A 22,086-nucleotide genomic window follows, 5' to 3' on the forward strand; every position below is an offset into this window, starting at 1 on the left:
TTATTAGGCATGAGGCAAAGTCTCCTTTCATTTTAGGTTCTGGATAAACCTAGGGGGTACTTTGCCTTATTTTTTGCCTAAAAATGTTTACACATACTTTTATACATCATCGATATATCCGAAAAATCGTCGATATAATCTATTCCGCCACAAATTTGTTAAAATCTTCACAAATATTCCACATCCATTATTCATTCTCCGTACTATAATCATGTATGGAAAAGGAGATGGACATAATGACTCAAAGCGCACCAGAATTTAAAGTTTTGCAAAGCATTGCATTCCTTGCTGTCGTTTTGCAAAGTTCGTTATTATATACAATGAATCAAGGAAATGTCTTACTTGAGCAATCCCTCATTATGGGTATGCTATTTAATCTCGCAAAATTTTCAGCACCTGCATTCATATTTATCGTCGGCTTCCACTTAATTCGTCAATATACAAAGCAACTTGCTTACGCAGAATATATTTATGAAAAAGCCGCACATTTACTCATTCCTTATCTCTTCTGGTCTATTCTTTACTTATTAACAACAAACGATATGATTACACTACAAGGCGGAATAAAAAGTGTATTACTCGGAACGGCCGCACCTCACCTTTGGTACGTGATTATGATGTTCCAAATTCACCTATTGTTCCCTTTGCTGTGCACACTATTTTATTGGTTTCAAAAACGAACAGAAAATAAAAAAGACATATATAAATATATGACTATCTTTGCTTGCCTATATTTCCTCTTAATGTGGTATTCTTCGCACTACATTTTTAATGGAGAGAAATTGACTAGCTCAACAATTTTACATTATACAGACCGTTCCTTCTTCTTCTACTCATTTTATTTCGTCATGGGAGGAATCGCTGCTGTAGCACTAAAAACTTGGCGGCTATTCGTCTTGAAACATATCCCGCTTATCACAATATTATTTTTCATCTTATTTTTATTCATCAATTATGAGTTATTTAGTTTTTACGGAGCAAACTCTATTCATTTAACCGTTTCGACTTATTTAAAACCGTCTATGTTTTTATATATCGTATGCGAAATTATTATACTTTACGTGCTTTCTATTACAATCGTACAGAGACGCGGTTTCTTATATAAAGCTTTGCGATTTATCGGGAATTACACGTATGGTGCTTATTTAGCTCACTTTTTCTTCTTGCAACTATGTACAAAGTTTCTTTCTTTATTCACACTGCAAGAAAACACAATATTGTATAGCTTATTATTATTTACAATAACAGCCATAATCTCGATTTCAACAATGGTCATATGCAGTACACTACCATTTCATACATGGATTACAGGACCTTCTCCTAGGGCAAATATGAAATGGGCTAAGATTGCACTTCGGAAAAATCACGAAAAGGTATTCAAACCATATCTTTGATATAATAAAGTGAAACTTTAATCAGTGGAGGGGTTCTTCATCCCCCACTGATTATTAGCCTTCACCAATCAGGCATTTACGGGCAGTTGATTCTTCACCTAACTTCTTTTCTTTTGCTGAATGTTGAGGTAGGGGTCTTACTGCCCGTTAATGCGGGATAGAATTCCATACAAGAAAAGAAAGTAGGATACACCTATGATTAATCAAATTGGACAAATTATGTTATATGTAAATAATCAAGATGAAGCCATGCAATTTTGGACTGAGACAGTAGGATTCCAAATTATTGCGGAAGAAAATAATGGACAAGGTTTTCGCTGGATTGAAATTGCACCGTCAAAAGAAGCAGGAACAAGCATCGTCCTTCACGATAAAGAGTTAATTGCAAAGATGCAACCTGAATTAAACTTAGGTACTCCTTCACTTATGTTCTTCTCTAACAACTTAGATCAACTATATAAAGATCTTTCTGAGAAAAACGTTACCGTTGGACAAGTTGTAGATTTACCTACTGGTAGAGCCTTTAACTTTGCTGATAATGAAAACAATTACTTTGCGGTAATGGAACGCAAATAATAGGCCAAAAAATGGTTCTCCTTTCATACATATACATTGAAAGGAGAACCATTTTATATTTTCTCTATAGTTTTACGCTTCGTTCTTCTATATAAAGCAATTAGAAATGCACCTACAATGATAGCACCTGCTCCTATCATTCGTTTATCTACTCCAACAACTTCTTTAATCTCTTCTTTTTCCTTTTCGTCATATGGAACACGGTGTCCTCGAACGAGCAACCTATGCGTGTTTACACCATATGGCGTACATGTAATTAGTGTCACATAATCTTGATTTTCAGCAACTGTTAAATCATCCGTTTCTTCTGGTAGCACTACTTTAATTTGATCTACTTTATATGCTAATACTTTATCTAAAGAATGAATATAAAAGATATCCTCCTCTTTTAATTTATCCAACTCTGTAAATAATACAGCAGATGGCAACCCCCTATGTCCAGTCAAAATAGAATGTGTTCCTTCTCCGCCAACTGGCAAAGAGGAATTCTCTATATGACCTACCCCTCTACTTAAAACATCCTCAGACGTTCCATGATATATAGGAAGCTTCACATTAATTTTAGGAATTTCTACATAGCCCATTACTTCTCCTACATTCAACATATCTACGTAAGAACTGGAATTTCCACTCTTATCGGAACGAAATGGATCTGTAACGGTCTGTCTCTCCCGTTGTAGTTTCTCATTGTACTCTTTCGCTTCTTTTTCTTTACGTTTAATTTCTTCCCTTTGCAGCTCTTTCACCTTTTTGTCATATGTACTTACTTCAGAATAATGCGCTCTTGTCGCTAACCAATTACTCACCGTCGGGTATAAAAAAATACTAAGTCCTACTAAAAAGATGCATCCAAAAATAATATTACGTTTCATAATATACCCCTTTATTATGCATATGTAGTTCCATTTATCTCGCTATTTATCGGGCAGTAAATAACGAAAAGAGGAAGATGTTCTTTCTCCCTCTTTTCTCCCTATACTCGTACGCTTATTAAGCTTTTCTTCTTAAGAACATAAACGCTGCGCCCATTAATATAAGGCCAACTACTGTGAAGAGAATTGTCCCAATTCCACCTGTTGCAGGAAGAATCCAGCCACTCTTATTATTTTCTACAGTTAATTTCACCGTTTGGTTATCCTTATCAATCTTAACTTTAATTGGCTCTCTTAATTTTTGATAAGATTTCACTTCACCTTTATCGTTCTTATAAGTTGGTGCTTCAATTTCGACGATTTCATACTCACCGTAAGGAATTTCGCCCCAACGAATCATACCATCTTTATCAGATTCGCCAACTACATCTACACCATTTACTTTTACAATGTTTCCATCTTTATCTTGCAGCTTAAATTTCGCACCTTGTAATGCTTCTTTCGTTTCACCGTCGATTTTCTTCAATGTGATTCCACCTGATGTTACTACAACTGTTACCGGAGGCGTTGTCGTTTTATCATCTGGTTCTGGTGTTACTTTATCGCCAGTTTCATAGTCAATAGTCGCTTTATTCTCGATTTTGTCGCCGCCTTTAATATCTGCATTTACTTTCGCCTTAATTTGCAAATGTAGTTCTTTCTTACCTTTTAAAGCTTCAAAATTCTCTACAGTAACTGTCACTAACTGACCTGCTAGAGTCTTTTCACCTAATGTTACCTTTACTACATCAGAAGATACTTTTTCACCATCAATTGTAACAACTGGCGTACCGATAATTGTTAATCTCGGATCAACATTATCTGTTATTACGTATTTCTTGTACGTATGAATATCACCTGGTAATGTAGTTTTAATGTCATATGCGAATTCTTCACCTACGTTAATTGGTAAGCTATTTGAATTTCCATTAATCTTCTTATCAATTGTCGGTTTTTTATAGTTTGTAATTTTATCTAGTTTTACAATTTCCCCATAACCTGCTTGACCATCTTTCGGAAATGCACCTGATTTTTCAACTTTAAATTCATACTTTTTAGGATCTAAAACATATCCTTCTAGCGCTTTTGACTCTTTGAAGTAATATTCACCATGCAATAAACCATCTACACGGATTTTACCTTCCGCATCTGTCTTTAAACCCGTTAATTCTTTTCCTGCTTTATCTACTACTACTTTATCAGTCCCTTTATGATATAGCGTGAACTCTACATCTTTTAATGGTTTTCCTGCATCGTCTACTTTCGTTAATTCTACTGCTCCACGCTTGATTTCATTTTTCGGGTAAATATGAACATCATAGTTTAACTTTTTACCTTCTTTATCAGTCATTGGAATGTCAATTGTATATGGCTCTGTATTTATATTTACGTTATCTGGACCACTAACTTCTTTCACTAAGTAACGGCCGATTGGAAGGTCCTTAAAAGTTACTGTACCATCTTCACCTGTTACGTCGCTAATAGGCGTTGCATTGTCAACTTTCTCAATAGCTTCTTTTACAATTTCTCCATTTCTTTCAATCACTTTAAAAGTTGCAATTTTTACAACTTCATACTTTACTCCTTTTATAGGTGTTGCCCCTTCAGGAACTTTCTGGCCAGGTTCACCAGTTCCTTCTTCACCTTTTTGCCCATCTTTTTCATGCGCATACTTGTGAATTGTTAAAGATCCCTTCGTTTTAACCTCGTTTGCTGCAAATGCACTTGGCAGCGTTGAAAACATTAATATAAATGCTAAAACCATACTAAATACCTTTTTCATACTCGTATTGCCCCCTTTATATTTTATAAATTACTGTCCCCTTTTCGGAAATAGAGAAGTAGCGTTAACACAATGAGTAATGTGCTAAATAAGTAAATGAGGTTTGTTCCAACTCCTCCTGTATTCGGAATGACCCATTCACTCTTGTTATTCTCTACTTTCAACTTTTGCAAAGGTGATGTAAGTTCTACATGAATTGATTCCTTCAAGATCATGTAACCTGTCGGTGCTTTTATTTCTTTCATTTCATATTTACCGAATACTAGCGGTTCAGAAATTGCTTTCCCGTTTTCATCGGTTATTAAAGTTCCAACTACCTTGCCATCTTTATCAATAATTTGAAACTCTGCATTTTTCAGTTTCAACGTATGATCCTTTGCATCTACTTTTTCAATTTCAATCTTCCCTGACGGAGGAGGTTCCACTGCTATTTCTACTGATGGTTTTTGTGGAGAAATATTATCTCCTTTTACCGTACCTACGTTCAGTATTTTTTTATCTTCATAACCATCTTTTATCTTCACTTGAAATACGATTGTATGCCATTCTGTATCTTGAATGTCTCCGAGTTTCCCTATTACTTTTCCAGCCTTATAATGACCAATGTCAGTATCTTCGGCATCCGTTACTATATTGCCATCCACCCGAATTGATCCTGGTACATATTCCACACCTTCTGGCAATTCGTCTTCTACTAAAGAATTTTTTATGATGCTATCTTTGACTGTATTACGAACCTTAATCGTATATTCAATCGTATCTTTTACTTCATACTTCTTACCTTGTTGTAAGTTCTTTACTTCTTTCACTGATTCTACTTTCGGATTCTTATAATCTACTTTCACTAGTTTTTCAGGTTCCTGCGGTGTAATTTTTTCTCCTGTTACCTTAGCTTTATTTATGATTTCTTTCCCTGCTTGGTCCGTTTTCACTTTCACATGGAACACGACTGTATGCCAATCTGTATCTCGAATGTCTCCGAGTTTCCCTATTACTTTTCCAGCCTTATAATGACCGCTGTCAGTATCTTCGGCATCTGTTACCACCTTGCCATCGACCCGAATTGTTCCTGGTACATATTCCACACCTTCTGGTAACGGATCCTCAATGATAGCGTTTTTTATCATGCTACTCGCCATGTTATTACGCATCTTTACTGTATATTCAATCGTATCTCCGGCTTCATATACGCTCTTACCTGACTGTAAATTCTTCGCTTCTTTGACCGTTTCTAACTTCGGATCTTTCGGTTCTATTACAATAGATTTCTCTGGTTCTTGCGGTGCAATATTCTCACCTGTTATTTTTCCTATGTTACGAATCGTCTTATCTAACTGATCCGATTTTACTTTCGCTTGGAAGGTGACCGTATGCCATCCTGTATCTGTAATATCACCTAAATTCCCAATCACTTTACCTATCGTATAGTGGCCGCTATCTTGATCTATAGCATCCGTCACCGCTTTTCCATCTACCTTAATCGTTCCTGGTACATAATCTACTCCGTTTGGTAATGGATCTTCTATTACAATCTTTTTCGCGATGCTATTCTCAATTTTGTTACGCATTTTAACTGTGTATTCAATTGTATCTCCGACCTCATACCTACTCTTACCTTGTACATTTTTCACTTCTTTAACCGACTCTATTTCAGGGTTTCTTGCAATAACCTCGTTTACAACTTCATTGGAGTTGGTATATTCTTTTGATCCCTTCAACAAGTTGCCATAATCTATTCTTGCCTTATTCGTAACTTGCTTTCCAATATAACTTGCTAAAGCCTTTACTTTAAATTGAACGGTAATTCCATTTGGATCTTCTTCCGTATTTTGGACGTCTCCTAATTTAACAGTAACTTTTTTATCTTTATAAAAGCCTGCGTCATTATCTTCTGCATCTGTTATAGCTGTTTCGGTTCCATTAGCTTGTACTTTTATAGAACCAGGTACATATTCTGTTCCTTCTGGAATCATGTCGGTGAACATTGTTTCACCGGCAACATCTCCCCCGTGATTTTTAACGTTCACTGTATACGCCAACTCATCTCCTGCATACACTTTTCCTTCTGGGCTTACAGATTTTGTTGCCGTAACACAAGGTTCAGTTCCTAGGAAAATATCATCTAGGAAATTCCCTACTGATAGAGCGTTTCCGTATGTTTTTACAGCCTCAAAACCAAATCGAGTTAACGTTTGTCCTGCGGGAACTGTATAAGTCCCGCTATAACGACCCCACGCTTTATTATCATCTTCCATCGTTTGAATAGTAGGTAAGGAGGTAAGATTCGCACTTGCTGATCCGATACGAACTCGCATCGTGTCTTTTCCCTCTCTTCCCCTATGAGCTAATCGCCAATAAATCGTTTGCCCTGGAGTCGTTTTCACATCTTGATATAACATTCCAGGTTCCCTTGCATTTAGTTCTGCAAATTGCTCTCCTTCTGCCGGAATTGGTGAAGGCAAAGGTATTCTATCTCTCGTTCTCCAAATCTCTATTACTTTATAACGATCTGTCGTTCTCCAGCCCTCTACTTTATCTTGATCAATAAAGTAGTCTTTCGTTACCTTTGGCTTTTCAAATCCACCATTTTTAAGTATCACTCTATTTTGCTGAACACATGTATTATCCACCAAACTTGCTGGTGCAACATCCTTTATCCAGGAAGATGTCCCCATTCGTTTCTCTTCAACCGCTACAGGAGCATCCTTCCCATAAGGTCGACCCGAATCAAAATCTTTAACAGTTTCTGGATTAGATTGCTCTTTTGCAGAACTTATTTCTATATCTTTTGGTTGTTCTGCTTTAGAATCTGCTTCTGTACCTTTCGATTGTTCTGTTACAGAATCTGTCTCCGCATGCATCGTCATGTTGTCAATAAAACTGATAGGTATATCCGCGAACACTAATAAAAGCATCAACAGTACTAAAAAGGATTTTTGTCTTCTTAGCTTCTTTTTTCGCCTCCATATGTTCATATACGATATCCCACTCCTCCCCAGACTTCTTGACTTATTACTACGGCATTTGCATTGTACTTTCCATTTCGAAAAGGAAAATGAATTTACATCATTAAGAGTGAGTATCGGTAATTTCCAAAGGAACGCTTCATCCTTATATGTATAAGAAAATTTACTGAATGATCATCCAGTAAAAAGTCCCAACAAACCAACATATAAACTATGTATGTCTCCTTTTCCTACCTTAAAAACATTTGGATACCTTTCCTATCATGTAAAACAATGCCAATATTTAAATTGTACGTTCATTATATTTATTTCAAAAAAACTTTTCCATAATATTCTAACAATTGGTATACTCCAATTTTAGAATATTCAAAATACTTAAAGCGCACATATATAGAAAAACAAATTAATTAATCTCACCATACATCTCTTCTCTTATATAGGAACTGATGTATAAAAAAATAAAACAATGTGCTTTTTGCTACAAGAAAAGTAAAAAGAAGCCATCCAAAAAAAATCGGATAACTTCTTTTTATTTTAAGAAACTTTTTCTACATTCGTTTCCCTATGTTGTATATGGCTCGTAATCCAAGCAATTCCACCAGCAACAACGAGATAGCATAACAATATTAAAATTTGCATTTGTAATTGCGACCAATCTCCTAAAGAAATCACATCTTGCAATCCTCTAAGAGAATGGGACATTGGGAGAAATTGTCCAATCTTGCTAAGAACAGCTATATTTAATTCTCCTGGGAAAGTCCCACCGCTCGTCGCTAATTGCAAGACGAGAAGCGTTACCGCTAAGAACTTTCCAACAAGACCAAATACCGTTACTAACATAAGAATAAACGTCATGAACGTAAAGGAAATAACGATACTTGATAAAACAAAGAGTGGCACACTTGCAACTTCTAATTTCATAACTCCTAGCACAACCACATCCACAAGTAGTGCTTGAATAAGTCCAATTACATATACTAACCCTAATTTATTAATAAAATGTACCGTTCCGCTTACTTTCATATTTTGTCTACGGCCAAGCGGTAAAATATTTGATGCCATAATTCCGCCAACATAAAATGCAAGCGATAAGAAATATGGTGCAATACCTGAACCGTAATTAGGCACGTCAGAAACTGTTGACTTCACTAATTGAACTGGCTCTGAGAACATCGTATTGCGTGCATCATCATTGCGAACATCCGCTATCTTCTCTGCGCCCTCTCCTAATTTCGTAGAAAGTTCTTTCGCACCATCGTCAAGTTTAACAAGTCCGTTCGTTAACTGATCAGCACCATGATTCAGCTCTGTTCCCCCGCTCGCAAGTTGATTTACACCTTCTTGTAATGATGTAAATCCAGTTCCCCATTTCGTAAATCCACTAGCTAAATTTGTAGCACCATCTGCTATCTTTTTCGTTCCAGCAGTAGCTTCATTTAACTTAACTCCGAATGTATTCATACCTTCTTCAACCTTATGCTGACCATCTGCAAGCTTCTGTGCACCTTGTGTCAATTGTTTCTGACTATTATTTAAAATGTTTGTTGCTTGAGCTAATCCATTAGAAGTAGCGATAATCTTTTGAAAAGCAGGGTCTTGCTGCACCTCTGGATGACTTTTCACGTACTCTTCTAATTGTTGTTTTACACTATTTGCTGCATTGTCCGCTTTCACTTGCCCTTCAGCAAGTTTCTCACTTCCGTTCACCCATTCATTTGTACCAGCACTTAATTCACTAACCCCTGATTGTAAAGTTTTTTCACCTTGTGCTAGTAACTCCATACCGGTATGAAGTGAGGTTGCTCCTTGACTGAGCTCATTGGCTCCGCCAGTTAGAGCTGATTGGCTAGAAGCAAGTTTTTCACTTCCCTCTTTCATTTTTGATGTCCCGTCACTTAAACGATGAATACCATCTGCAAGCTGATTTGCCCCATTTTTTGCATCTGTCGTTCCTTCATGTAACTTTCCAGCACCATCACTTGCATCACGCAACCCTTGTGCTAAGTCTTGAAACTTTGAAAAGACACCTTCTGTATAAGATTTCGTAATACTATTTGAAATTTTTGTTTTCATATTTTCAACAGCTGTCGTTCCAATTTGCGCTGCTACAAAGTTTTTACCCGGATTTACTTTGTACTGCAATTGTGCTGGTTCTGGTTTCTCATTCATAAGTGTACTTATCTTTTTAGAGAAATCGGCTGGAATCGTAACAACCATATAGTACTTATCTTCTTTTAGCCCTTCCTCAGCATTTTTTTCTGATACAAAATGAAAAGCCAGTTCCTTATTCTCTTTTAAATTTTTTACAAAATCGTCTCCTGCATGAATTGTTTTCTCATCCATTGCAGCACCTTTATCTAAATTTACAATCGCAACAGGTAATTTATCTAATTTTCCGTATGGATCCCAATATCCAGCTAAAAAGAACCCTGAATAAATTAAAGGAACGATTAACAAAAAAATTAAAGCGATACGCCCATGTTTATGGTGCCACATCGCTTTCCAATCTTTAAATACAAGTTGAATTCCTTTCATGAAACATACTCCTTCTCCGAATTTCACACCATTAGAATGGTTTAACAGATTTACTATACACGTCCATTTCCATACTGTATAATACATCTTTAATTATCAATCCATTCCTTTTGGTCTATAGAAAGGAGAATCAAAATGGAACTTCTTCAACTAAAATACTTTCAAACAGTTGCACGATTAGAGCATATGACAAAAGCCGCTGAAGAATTGCATATCGCACAGCCTTCGCTCAGCAAAACAATCGCTAGACTAGAAAAAGACTTAGGCGTCCCGTTATTTGACCGCCAAGGTCGACAAATTACATTAAACTCTTTTGGGAAAGTATTTTTAAAACGAGTAGAGCGCATTTTTCATGAATTAAGTGAAGGCGAACGAGAAATTAAAGATTTAGCTGACTTACAACAAAGCTCTATTACACTGGCCGTTTCTATTCCAAGAATATTACCAGAACTACTCGGTTCTTTTTTACTAGAACATCCTAACGTTCGATTCCAACAATTTCTCGCATCTACTCCTTCTATGAAACGACAACTAGATAATATAGAAATTGACTTTTGCATTTCTTCTGTGCCAATTGAAGGCGAAGAGATTATTTGGGAACCACTTATTACAGAAGAAATTTTCTTAGTCGTCCCTTCAGGGCACCGTTTATCAGAACGTGAAAGTGTATATTTGCATGAAGTAAAAGACGAACCGTTCATTAGTATGAACACTGGTTACGGATTTCGGCACTTAACAGATGAATTTTGTAAAGAAGCTGGCTTCACTCCACATATTGCTTTTGAAGTAGATGAACCAACCGTGATTAGCGACCTGATTAAGCAAGGCCTCGGCATCGCCTTTGTCCCAAGTTTAACTTTATTAAAAAACTCTACTTTAGCATTAAATAAGTTACGTATTATTGAACCAAATTGTGAGCGAACGATTGGGTTAAGCTGGTCAAAAAAACGTTACTTATCGAAAACTGCTCAGAAATTCCGTGAATTCGTAATTGATTACTTCTCCAATATTAGGTCTTAAAATGATATCAAACAATAAAAGATGCCATCCCCATAGGGTGGCACCTTTTATTGTTCACTCTTCTCTAATTCTATTTCAGCTAAAAGCGGCAAAACATTATCAAAAATATGCGTATTGTTATTTTCGCCTGTTACATATCCACCGTAATATCTACTAAATACGTTGTCATTTCGGAAGGTGGCCATATGATCATATAATTCCTTTGCAAACTTTGTATCACCTGTTTGTAGTACGTACAAAATCGTGAGTCCATAAGCGGCTGGCGATTCATAATTCACAGTTTGTTTTCCCGTTTCTAAATTGTAACGACCGTATAGCCTTCCATCCTCCTGGAATTTCTTCTTTATAAATTCCAAATAAGCATCTGATGAAAGGCCACCTAAACTACGATGATATGCAACGTATGATTGGTCAATAAGATTCACTTCTTTGTCGTACGTAAATGTACCATCCTCTTTATACTCTTTCGGGAATGCCCATCCATGCCTTGGGTAATCCGCTAAAAATTGAACGACTTCCTCATATTGCTGAGCAGAAACTTTTCCATACTTTTTCATATAGAAGAATGCATGCGGATTTATGTATGACGTTGTTGCAAAATCATTTTGTTTCCTTGCATCTGCATCATAATAATCAACATAATAATTACCTTTCTTATTATAACGAATTACAGCATCACTCAATTGATCTGCCAAGTTTTTATAGCGCTCTTCCTTGTACATTGCATAAGCGCGATATAACTGTTCTATAATACGAAGATCATCAATAAGTGCATTTGTAGCTGACTGCATTTCTCCCTTTTCAGAGATTTTCCATAAAACAATTTGGTTCTTATGTACAAAGTTATTTTGAATAACCTTAACTTGTTCATCGAATAACGCTTGATCGTCTTTATCGAGTGTATATTGCAGCCATAGTCCTGCTGATTCCGATAAAGCTTCACGACCTTTCGCTTCACCGGTACCTGCTTTTGTATCTTCTAAACGATATGTAGCAAGCGTCCCATTTTCATTCACCATATGTCTTAAAATAAAATGTTCCGTACGGTTTCCTTGCAAAGCTGACCAAAATACAATTCCACCTAAAGCGATTAAAAGAATAACGCCAATCACTATATATATACGTTTCCGCAAACTTTTCACCTCCCTAGTAAGGCTATCCTTAATTTTACCAGAACATACGTAAATGTAAAAAAGACAATCTATTAGATTGTCTCCCGTTCCTCTATGACTCACAAGCCTCTTTAGAAGGTCTATATAGCGATTCCACGAGTCGATCATACTCCCGACGCGTAATCTCTTTATTATACAGCTTCAATAATAAATCTCTATGCTCTTTTGAAAATGCCATCTTTTTAATGACTTCAGGATACATAAAACATCCTCTCCATTTCACATAAACTTCTTCACTCCGAAAACAGAACTTATGTTCGCATAAAAGATTATAAAATATTCCTTACTAAAAAACAAACAAAATATTAACTTCTTTCTATTTAGAATATTCAAACATAATATTATCATATCCACTTTTTAAATACATATATATTTTTGGAAGTTTTTTTGAATAAATCTTCCAATTCAATCAGAAAATAATGGCAAAAAAGAAGAGGAGTTTACATATGGATACGGTAACATTAGCAAGAGCATTTTTCGGTTCTTCACTAGCATTCCACATTATCTTCGCAACACTTGGCGTGGGACTTTCATTAATGATTTTTATAAGTGAAATACTCTATCACTGGAAGAAAGATTCCGACTACGCCATTATGGCGAAAAGATGGACAAAGGCTTTTGCCATCCTTCTCGGTGTAGCAATTCCAACTGGAACAATCGTTGGTGTGCAAATCTCACTGCTTTGGCCTGGTTTTGCCAAAATTGTTGGGCAGGTTATTTCTGTTCCCTTTCAAATTGAGATTTTCGCCTTCTTTTTAGAGGCTTTGTTCATGTCCATTTATGTATATGCAGCTGACAAACTACCTCCATTCATGAGATTAATCTCGCTATTCTTCGTCATGATTGGTGCCACGGCATCCGCCGTGCTTATTACATCGGCAAATACATGGATGAATACACCCGCGGGCTTTTCAATGGGACCAGATGGATCAGTTTTTAACGTTGATCCGTGGAAAGCTTTCTTTAATCCAAGTTTTGGCACGAGCGCATTCCACGTTGTGATTACAGCCTACGCAACTGGAGCTGCCGTCATTGCCTCTATCGCCGGATTTAAATTATTAAAGAAGAATGTAAGTGAACGTGAAGTGGCATATCATAAAAAAGGACTACTGTTAGGACTCGTCGTGACATTTATTACAGGCGCTACGATGTGGCTTTCGGGACACGAATCGGCAATTGCTTTACATAAGCATTCCCCTGAAAAACTGGCATCTGCTGAAGCTTTATTTGAAACGACATCACATGCACCGTTATCAATTGGCGGCGTTGTAGATCCTAACACACTTGAACTAAACTATGCACTAGAAATTCCGAACATGCTTAGCCTACTAGTAGGACTAGACCCTAACACTGTCGTAAAAGGACTAAAGGAATTTCCACAAGAAACATGGCCACCATTTTACACGCATACACTGTTCAATTTAATGGTTGGCACTGCTGCCTTTACCTTTGCAGTTGCAGCAATTGCCCTCTTATATTGGTACTTTGTTTACCGAAAAAAAGAAACAGAGCTACCGAAGTGGCTTCTTTGGGGAGCTGCCGCATGTGGACCAGTTATGATGCTCGGCATTGAATTTGGGTGGATTTTCAGCTGTAGCGGTCGTCAGCCATGGACCATTTATGGTATGCAACGTACAGTCGACGCTTCTACACGCGCTGATTTTGTCGGTCCTTTATTTATTCTATTCATCATTTTATATATTGGACTCGGTATTTTAACAGTTTTTGTACTACGGACATTCTTTAAGAAACATCCGCTTACAAATGATTTACATCACGAAGGAGGCGATTCTCGTGCATGAGGAAAGTATTGCAATCATCATTTTATGGGCTCTTATTTTCGTATACAGTATATTAGGGTCCATCGATTTTGGAGCAGGTTTTTGGGGCATGGTATACGCAAAACATCCAACGCTAGCTGCCAAGCTTGCCAACCGATACTTATCACCGACTTGGGAAGTAACAAATACATTTCTCGTCTTTGTCGTTGTCGCTTTTCTTGGCTTCTTTCCGAAAGCCGCTTTTACCCTAGCAACGGTAATGTTCGTACCCGTTATGTTAATTCTAGTACTCGTGGCAATTCGCAGTACATTTATGGTATTTGCTTATTCCCTGCCGAAGTACCAACACCTTCTTCGTATTATTTCAGGTATTACAGGACTCTTAATTCCAGCCCTATTAATTACCGTTTTACCTGTTACAGAAGGTGCCTATATTACAATGTCTGAAGGAAAAGAAGTACTCCTATATGGAAAACTTCTTTCTAGTCCTGTTATTTATTGTTATATGCTCTTCGGACTAACTTCGGAACTATTTCTTTCCTCTCTCTTTCTTGCTGATTTTGCGAGAGAACAAGGTTCAGAAGATGCATATAGAATTTATAGAAGAAACGCGATTATCCTTGGTCCTGCAACGCTCGTTACGGCGATTATTGCCCTCGTTGTAATGGATCCGGAAACACACTGGCTTATGCAAGGGCTAATAAAGCAATTCACATGGTTTACAGTTTCTATCGTTTTATTCATTATCGGATACTCTTCTCTTTGGTGGACAAACAAGAAGTATGACACACTAGGATACCCTCGCATTGCCGTTTTAGCAGTCGTCGCTCAATATGCATTTGCAAGTTATGCTTACGGCGTTGCGCATTTACCGTATATTATTTATCCTGATGTAACTGTATTTACAAGCTTTACAACGGTCGAAACATTCTATGCATTGCTTATTCTATATGCAATTGGGATTGCAATTTTATTACCAGGATTTATTTTCTTCTGGAATTTATTCTTGAAGGATCGAACTTTTTTGAAGGAAAAATAATATTGTAGGGCCTGTTCCAAAAGGTATTTTGGGATGGGCTCCTTTTATCATATTTTGTCAATAAATCGATATAATTTAAAAATCGCTAATATATTTTGAGTTGCGCCGATATATTTCAATAATCGCCGATATATCTCCATAATCACCTATATAAATTTTATTTACTATCTTACTGCCCCATTAATTTCTAGACTCCTCTCACAATAGTTATTTCACTAAGAGAGATACTTGTCCCATAACTTGAAAAACACATATTCATTGCACTCCGTTATACGTCTAGTTCTTCTTATTTTTTGCTGAATATACTACCAATACAAACCTTAAGACAAGCTACATTACTTTAAGGAAAAGTAGAAAGGTAGGTAAAATATGAGCATTGAAATATGGATTACTATTATTGTATTCTTCTTAACAATGATTGTTATCTTTTGGCGACCTCGTGGTTTAAATGAGGCGTGGCCGGCAGCAATTGGCGCTGGCATTATCCTGATTACTGGACTTGTATCAAAACCAGACGTCATGGACATTATTAGTAAAATTGGCGGTGCCTCCATAACGATATTAGCGACCATCGTTATGGCAGTTATATTAGAAAGCTTCGGCTTCTTCCACTGGTCTGCGGCGAAACTTGCAAACTTAGCAAAAGGTTCCGGTCGCCGTTTATACTGGTATATTCAATTATTATGTTTTCTTATGACTCTTTTATTTAATAACGACGGTAGTATTTTAATTACAACGCCAATTTTAATTCTTCTCCTAAAAAATCTTCAATTAAAACCGCATCAACAAATCCCTTATTTATTAAGCGGTGCTTTAATCGCTACTGCATCTAGTGCACCAATTGGTGTAAGTAATATCGTAAACTTAATCGCATTAAATATCGTGAATATGACTCTTTATATGCATACTGCTATGATGTTTGTACCTGCAACATTAGGACTATTGTTTATGTCATGGCTTATGTATACGGTTTTGAAGAAAAAACTTCCGAAAAAATTGCCTGTTTCTTCATATGATATTGAAGAAATATTCTTCACGAAAAACTTTCATCCGTTAAAAGGAAAAAATTCAGTTGATACGAAACAAAAACGGACAAGGTTCATGCTAAAAGTATTAGGCTTCGTCTTCCTTATGCGCTGTCTTCTATTCGTTGCATCCTTCTTATCCATCCCAATCGAGATTGTTGCCGTACTCGGTTCACTCGTTCTTCTCATTTGGAGATGGTACTACTTACGAACGAACCCTGTCGACATTTTGAAAAAGACACCTTGGCACATTTTGATTTTTGCTTTCTCTATGTATGTCATTATTTACGGGCTCCACAACGCAGGATTAACAGCAGCGCTTGTCCAATGGCTTGAACCAGTTGTAAGTCAACATCTGCTTTATGCTAGCTTTGCAATGGGTGGACTCGTTTCTCTCCTCTCCAATGTCTTCAATAATCACCCTGCACTTATGATTGGTACCATTACGTTAACAGAAATGGGATTAGATCCAGTCACATTAAAAACTATCTATCTCGCAAATATCATCGGTAGTGACATCGGTTCACTATTATTACCAATCGGTACGCTAGCTTCTCTCATTTGGATGTATATCCTGAAACAAAACAAAATTAAAGTAAAATGGAAAGACTATTTAAGTGTATCCCTTATCGTTATTCCACTCACAACAGTCGTTACATTATTCCTCTTATTCTACTGGGTACATCTCTTCTTCGCCTTATAAAGTGAAACTTTAATCAGTGGGGTTTTGTTCATCCCCCACTGATTATTAGCCCTAACCAATCGGGCTTTTACGGGCAGTTGCCCCCCCCCACCTAACTTCTTTGCTTCCGCTGAATTTTGAGGTGGGGGTCTTACTGCCCGACAAATAGCGGGATAAACAACAGAAGCCCGCTTTGCTACCGTCTTAGCAAAGCGGGCTTCTTCTATATTTAAATTAGGTACTACAGTGTGATCAATCAAGTAAAGAGGTGTAACGTGTTATTGATATAAGTGACTACCTGTTTCTTTAAATTCTTTCGCTTTTTCTTTCATTCCTTTTTCAATTGCTTCTGTCGTTTCTAAATCATTTTCTTTTGCATATTCCCGAATATCATGTGAAATTCTCATACTACAAAACTTCGGTCCACACATGGAACAGAAATGAGCCGTTTTCGCACCTTCTGCTGGCAACGTTTCATCGTGATACTCCATCGCGCGTTCAGGATCTAAAGATAAATTAAATTGATCGCGCCAACGGAATTCAAAACGAGCTTTTGAAAGTGCATCATCACGCTGATGAGCCGTTTTATGCCCTTTCGCCAGATCAGCTGCATGCGCAGCGATTTTGTACGTAATAACACCTTCGCGTACATCATCTTTATTCGGTAAACCTAAATGTTCTTTCGGCGTTACATAACAAAGCATCGCTGTTCCAAACCAGCCAATCATCGCAGCTCCAATTGCGGATGTAATATGGTCATAACCTGGTGCAATATCTGTCGTTAAAGGCCCAAGTGTATAGAATGGTGCGCCCTGGCAAATATCAAGCTCTTTCTCCATATTTTCTTTAATTAAATGCATCGGTACATGCCCAGGCCCTTCAATCATAACTTGCACATCATGTTTCCAAGCAATCTTCGTTAATTCACCAAGTGTTTCAAGCTCAGAGAACTGCGCTTCGTCATTTGCATCTGCAATCGAACCTGGACGTAATCCATCTCCAAGAGAGAACGAAACATCGTACTGCTTCATAATTTCACAAATCTCTTCAAAATGAGTGTATAGGAAATTTTCTTTATGATGGAATAAACACCACTGTGCCATAATTGAACCACCGCGTGAAACGATACCTGTCGTACGTTTCGCCGTAATTGGAATATAACGAAGTAATACACCAGCGTGAATCGTAAAGTAATCTACGCCTTGCTCCGCTTGCTCAATTAACGTATCACGATACACTTCCCACGTTAAATCTTCTGCAATTCCGTTTACTTTTTCCAATGCTTGATAGATTGGTACAGTTCCAACTGGTACAGGTGCGTTACGAATAATCCACTCGCGCGTCGTATGAATGTTTTTACCTGTAGATAAATCCATAATCGTATCTGCACCCCAGCGAGTAGCCCACGTCATCTTCTCTACTTCTTCTGCAATAGAAGAAGATACAGCAGAGTTTCCGATATTCGCATTAACCTTTACATGGAAATTACGTCCAATAATCATCGGTTCTGCTTCAGGATGGTTAATATTCGCTGGTAAAATAGCGCGCCCTTCCGCGATTTCCTTACGAACAAACTCTGGCTCTACTCCTTCACGAATCGCAACATATTCCATCTCAGACGTAACGATGCCATTACGTGCATAATGCATTTGCGTAACATTTGCACCTTGCTTCGCTCTAAGTGGTTTACGATCCATTTGCGGGAAAACAGGTGTATGTTTCGAAGCCACTTTCACACCGTCATCCTCTGGTTTCACTTCGCGCCCTTCGTATGCTTCTACATCTCCGCGCTCTAGAATCCAAGAGTGGCGCGGCGCCTGCAACCCCTTTTCCAGCTCCACTTTATACGCAGGATCTGTATAAGGTCCGCTCGTATCATATACACGAATTGGCGGATTCGGAACGCCGTTTGTATCGCTTTGTTCAATCTCACGCATCGGCACTTTCATACCTTCTCGTGGTCCATCCACATACACTTTCTTGCTTCCTGGTAAACTCGATTTCAATTCAATTTGCTCAGCTGAAACAGACTGTTTCATAACCTTTGTTGCCCCCCTGTACGTGACAAGGACGAGATATGGCCAGCGTATGCCAAAATAAAAAGAGCCAGGTCCATAAAAAAATAAGGACCTGGCTCATAAAGACATCATTATGTAAAGCCGTTAACTTCCCTACGCTGGTACGAGCCAGATCAGGTCCAAAGGGTTAAGAAGTTCACGCGCTTCTCTCTCAGCCTACGCATACGTTAGGCACCCCTAGTTTATCACTGATTTAATTTTCAATACTTTCTCATCATACACGATAATCTGAAAAATGCAAAGTTTATTTCTTTTGCTCTTTATGGAATCATCCACGTTAAATAATATGCCTGTACATAAGTCATAATCCCCACAATTATTACGAAGAATAAACTATGCTTTACTGTAAAGCGGAATAAATCTGATTCTTTTCCAGCAAGTCCAACTGCTGCACAAGCAATTGCAATCGATTGTGGCGAAATCATTTTTCCTGTTACACCGCCCGTTGTATTTGCTGCAACGAGAAGTACTTCAGATACACCAACTTGTTGTGCTGTAATTGCTTGTAAATTTGAGAATAATGCATTTGCTGACGTATCGGAACCTGTTAAGAATACGCCGATCCATCCTAAGAATGGTGAGAAGAACGGGAATAGTCCGCCAGTTCCTGCTAACGCTAATGCTAGTGTAGAAGATAGTCCAGAATAGTTTGCGATAAATGCAAATCCTAATACAAATCCAATAGATAGAATTGGCATTTTCAATTCACTTAAAGTTTCTTTAAATGTTACTACTGCATCTTTTACACTCATTTTCAAAATAAACATGGAAATGATACAAGCAATTAAAATTGCTGTTCCCGTTGCTGATAATACATCAAACTTCAAAATTGCCTCGTAAGGCGTCGCTTTATTTACAATAGGCTCTGCTTTCATTACTAAATTGTGCAAGCCTGGAATTTCAAACTTAAATACAAGACTTTCTAACGCGCCTCCTGGAGCAAATAATGCTTTAAAGAAACTTTGACTCCAAATGACTACCATAACCGTTAATACGATAAATGGAGACCATGCCTTTACTACTTTTCCCAACGTTAATTTCGGCATCGATGCCGCTGTTGTTGCAGCTACTTCTCTATTTGCTTGCCCAGATTGATAAATTTCTTTCGGCTGCCATACTTTTAAGAACAGCGCTAAACTAACTAAACTTACAAGTGCTGACGTAATATCCGGAAGTTCTGGCCCTAAGAATGTCGCTGTAATGAACTGCGTAATGGCAAACGAACTACCCGCTACAAGTAAAGCAGGCCATGTTTGTCTTACTCCTTTCAACCCGTCCATTAAAAATACGATAAAGAACGGAACAAATAATGATAAGAACGGTAATTGATGTCCAGCCATTTGTCCAATTTTATGTGGATCAATACCTGTTACTTGTCCAGCAACTGTAATCGGAATACCCATCGCTCCGAACGCTACTGGTGCTGTGTTTGCAATTAAACAAAGACCTGCTGCATATAAAGGATTTAGCCCAAGACCTGCAAGAAGTGCTGCCGTAATCGCTACTGGTGCACCGAATCCTGCTGCTCCTTCTAAAAATGCTCCGAATGAAAAACCGATTAAAATAACGAGTAAACGATGGTCATTCGTAATGGATAATACAGATGCACGAATGACATCGAATTGACCTGTCTTCACAGATATTTTATATAAAAATACCGACATAATGATAATCCAAGCAATTGGCCATAATCCGTATAAGAAACCATATCCGGTCGCTGCCATCGCCATCGTGAACGGCATCTTATAAGCGAATAACGCCACTAAAATTGTAAGTACAACTGTAATAAATCCTGCCACATACCCCTTCATGCGGAAAACTGCTAAAGCTAAGAAAAAAAAGATAATCGGAATAAGTGCGACCGCTGCCGAAATCCAAATGTTTCCGAACGGATCATAAACTTGTGTCCATGTGTTCACTGTTCTCTCCCCCTAAAAAATCCCCTTTTAAATAGAATAACCTCATCAATAGACTATCAGGTCATCATACCTTTCAGCCTAAAAATAAAAAAACGTTTAAGAAAACGTTTTCAACAACTTTCATTTATACTGTACCATAACAATTTCTATTTAAAAAGATTTTTTTGAAAATTTTATTATTTAACGAAAAAATCTTACAAAATCGTCATGTTCTTGTAATGTTCATCGATAGAAAGCTTACCAAAACTATTGCATAATAATAGTATAACAACGGACATTATTTATGAGGTGATATATATGAACGGAAACAAAATATTAGCAGCTTTATCATACTTTAGTGTATTATTTGCCCCTATCTTATTCCCTATTATTGTGTGGATTGTAGGCGATGTGGAAACGAAACCACATGCAAAACGTGCTCTATGGACACACATTATCCCAACGATTGCTTCATTTATTGGGGCCATTGTTTTAGGAATTATGGGTATCGGATCTGAACAGCCGGATGTAACATTCGGAATTGGATCAATCATCGTTTTATGCATCTGTGGAATCATTAGTTTATACTACTTTATTTGGAACATTGTAAAAGGGATTAAAGTATTAAAAGCTTAATTTTAAACAAACGTTTGATAAAAAAAAGACACTTGCAATTGCAAGTGTCTTTTATCTTCTGCGTTTCTTCTTTTTTCTCATCATTTTCTTACGACGCGTATTCACTTTATCCGCTATAATGTGAAGCGTGCTTGCCACAACAATTCCCATTACGAACGTTACAATTTCAACCTCATGTTCCTTCGCCATTTCTATTAAATTCCCGTCAAGCGCGATTACATTTAATAGGAATAAAAACGGAGAAAACACAATTAACATGTATGCAATACGAATCACATCACCAAGTATAATTGTGTGTGTAAAGAAGGAGCGATGCGGCATCACCTTCTTATACGGATACCAAAATATACGCAGGAATCCCCATTTATTATACGCATTACTATACGTATCTAAATCCGGTGTTAAAAATGTAGTACCTACTAAAAAGCCAATTGCAAAAGTTAATAAAAAATCAAAATTTGTTAGTCCATACGAAAAGAGCATAAACAAAACAACCGGAAGGGATATTAAGTTTATTTTCGTATGCGTTCTTCCTGATGGCATAATGCACTTCCTCGCTTACGTTCGCCCTGTCACCATGTGACAGTTCT

Annotated in this window: 16 protein-coding genes and 1 riboswitch; of the genes, 7 read left to right on the forward strand and 9 right to left on the reverse strand. The window is 37.3% G+C overall.

Annotated features, from left to right (window positions below; genetic code table 11):
- Positions 1-236 precede the first annotated feature (236 nt).
- On the forward strand, positions 237-1,394 hold the full coding sequence (locus ACTFSI_RS10850; RefSeq protein WP_440045375.1) for an acyltransferase: 1,158 nt from the start codon (positions 237-239) through the stop codon (positions 1,392-1,394).
- 195 nt (positions 1,395-1,589) lie between these two features.
- Positions 1,590-1,970, forward strand: coding sequence for a VOC family protein (locus tag ACTFSI_RS10855; protein WP_000609839.1), 381 nt, complete (start codon positions 1,590-1,592; stop codon positions 1,968-1,970).
- A gap of 53 nt (positions 1,971-2,023) precedes the next feature.
- Here ACTFSI_RS10855 and ACTFSI_RS10860 read toward each other — a convergent pair whose 3' ends face one another.
- From ACTFSI_RS10860 to ACTFSI_RS10875, 4 genes are all read right to left on the reverse strand, one after another.
- Positions 2,024-2,842 carry a class C sortase gene (locus ACTFSI_RS10860; protein WP_440045376.1) on the reverse strand — a complete coding sequence of 273 codons (819 nt, stop codon included), beginning with the start codon at positions 2,840-2,842 and terminating at the stop codon, positions 2,024-2,026.
- A 118-nt stretch (positions 2,843-2,960) separates the two neighbouring features.
- Entirely contained in the window at positions 2,961-4,664 is a 1,704-nt protein-coding gene (locus ACTFSI_RS10865) for a SpaH/EbpB family LPXTG-anchored major pilin (protein ID WP_440045377.1), read from the reverse strand.
- Positions 4,665-4,687: 23 nt separating this feature from the next.
- On the reverse strand, positions 4,688-7,639 hold the full coding sequence (locus ACTFSI_RS10870) for an isopeptide-forming domain-containing fimbrial protein (protein ID WP_138320722.1): 2,952 nt from the start codon (positions 7,637-7,639) through the stop codon (positions 4,688-4,690).
- 525 nt (positions 7,640-8,164) lie between these two features.
- Positions 8,165-10,165, reverse strand: coding sequence for a YhgE/Pip domain-containing protein (locus ACTFSI_RS10875; protein WP_044792010.1), 2,001 nt, complete (start codon positions 10,163-10,165; stop codon positions 8,165-8,167).
- Positions 10,166-10,300: 135 nt separating this feature from the next.
- On the opposite strand from ACTFSI_RS10875, the gene ACTFSI_RS10880 reads away from it, so the two are divergent.
- A complete protein-coding gene (locus tag ACTFSI_RS10880) occupies positions 10,301-11,185 on the forward strand; it encodes a LysR family transcriptional regulator (RefSeq protein WP_138320720.1) in 885 nt (294 codons plus the stop codon).
- Positions 11,186-11,232: 47 nt separating this feature from the next.
- Here the strand turns inward: ACTFSI_RS10880 and ACTFSI_RS10885 are convergent, their stop codons facing one another.
- Both ACTFSI_RS10885 and ACTFSI_RS10890 read right to left on the reverse strand, forming a co-directional pair.
- The gene (locus tag ACTFSI_RS10885) at positions 11,233-12,318 is read right to left on the reverse strand and encodes a transcriptional regulator (protein ID WP_044792007.1); all 1,086 of its coding nucleotides are present in this window, start codon (positions 12,316-12,318) and stop codon (positions 11,233-11,235) included.
- A 91-nt stretch (positions 12,319-12,409) separates the two neighbouring features.
- Positions 12,410-12,559 carry a hypothetical protein gene (locus ACTFSI_RS10890; protein WP_000283174.1) on the reverse strand — a complete coding sequence of 50 codons (150 nt, stop codon included), beginning with the start codon at positions 12,557-12,559 and terminating at the stop codon, positions 12,410-12,412.
- 244 nt (positions 12,560-12,803) lie between these two features.
- On the opposite strand from ACTFSI_RS10890, the gene cydA reads away from it, so the two are divergent.
- From cydA to ACTFSI_RS10905, 3 genes are all read left to right on the forward strand, one after another.
- On the forward strand, positions 12,804-14,159 hold the full coding sequence (cydA, locus tag ACTFSI_RS10895; RefSeq protein ID WP_000381959.1) for a cytochrome ubiquinol oxidase subunit I: 1,356 nt from the start codon (positions 12,804-12,806) through the stop codon (positions 14,157-14,159).
- Positions 14,152-15,177: a cytochrome d ubiquinol oxidase subunit II gene (locus ACTFSI_RS10900; RefSeq protein ID WP_000544181.1), complete on the forward strand. Its 1,026-nt coding sequence runs from the start codon at positions 14,152-14,154 to the stop codon at positions 15,175-15,177. Before cydA ends, ACTFSI_RS10900 begins: the two co-directional genes overlap by 8 nt.
- Before the next feature lie 369 nt (positions 15,178-15,546).
- Positions 15,547-16,905 (forward strand): arsenic transporter, encoded by a 1,359-nt coding sequence (locus tag ACTFSI_RS10905; RefSeq protein ID WP_000021134.1) that lies wholly within the window; start codon positions 15,547-15,549, stop codon positions 16,903-16,905.
- Positions 16,906-17,162: 257 nt separating this feature from the next.
- Here ACTFSI_RS10905 and thiC read toward each other — a convergent pair whose 3' ends face one another.
- Both thiC and lldP read right to left on the reverse strand, forming a co-directional pair.
- Positions 17,163-18,923 carry a phosphomethylpyrimidine synthase ThiC gene (gene thiC / locus ACTFSI_RS10910; protein WP_197225797.1) on the reverse strand — a complete coding sequence of 587 codons (1,761 nt, stop codon included), beginning with the start codon at positions 18,921-18,923 and terminating at the stop codon, positions 17,163-17,165.
- 112 nt (positions 18,924-19,035) lie between these two features.
- Positions 19,036-19,151: riboswitch (TPP riboswitch) on the reverse strand.
- 71 nt (positions 19,152-19,222) lie between these two features.
- Positions 19,223-20,881 (reverse strand): L-lactate permease, encoded by a 1,659-nt coding sequence (lldP, locus tag ACTFSI_RS10915; RefSeq protein WP_197225798.1) that lies wholly within the window; start codon positions 20,879-20,881, stop codon positions 19,223-19,225.
- Between the two features lie 297 nt (positions 20,882-21,178).
- Here lldP and ACTFSI_RS10920 point away from each other — a divergent pair, with 297 nt between their 5' ends.
- Positions 21,179-21,496, forward strand: a complete 318-nt coding sequence (locus ACTFSI_RS10920; protein WP_197225799.1) for a DUF4870 domain-containing protein — start codon at positions 21,179-21,181, stop codon at positions 21,494-21,496.
- A 51-nt stretch (positions 21,497-21,547) separates the two neighbouring features.
- Here the strand turns inward: ACTFSI_RS10920 and ACTFSI_RS10925 are convergent, their stop codons facing one another.
- Entirely contained in the window at positions 21,548-22,039 is a 492-nt protein-coding gene (locus ACTFSI_RS10925) for a metal-binding protein (protein ID WP_001139083.1), read from the reverse strand.
- Positions 22,040-22,086: the final 47 nt, after the last annotated feature.

Origin of the sequence: Bacillus cereus group sp. MYBK101-2, from assembly GCF_051918845.1 — a bacterium.
GTDB classification, from domain to species: Bacteria; Bacillota; Bacilli; order Bacillales; family Bacillaceae_G; genus Bacillus_A; species Bacillus_A paranthracis.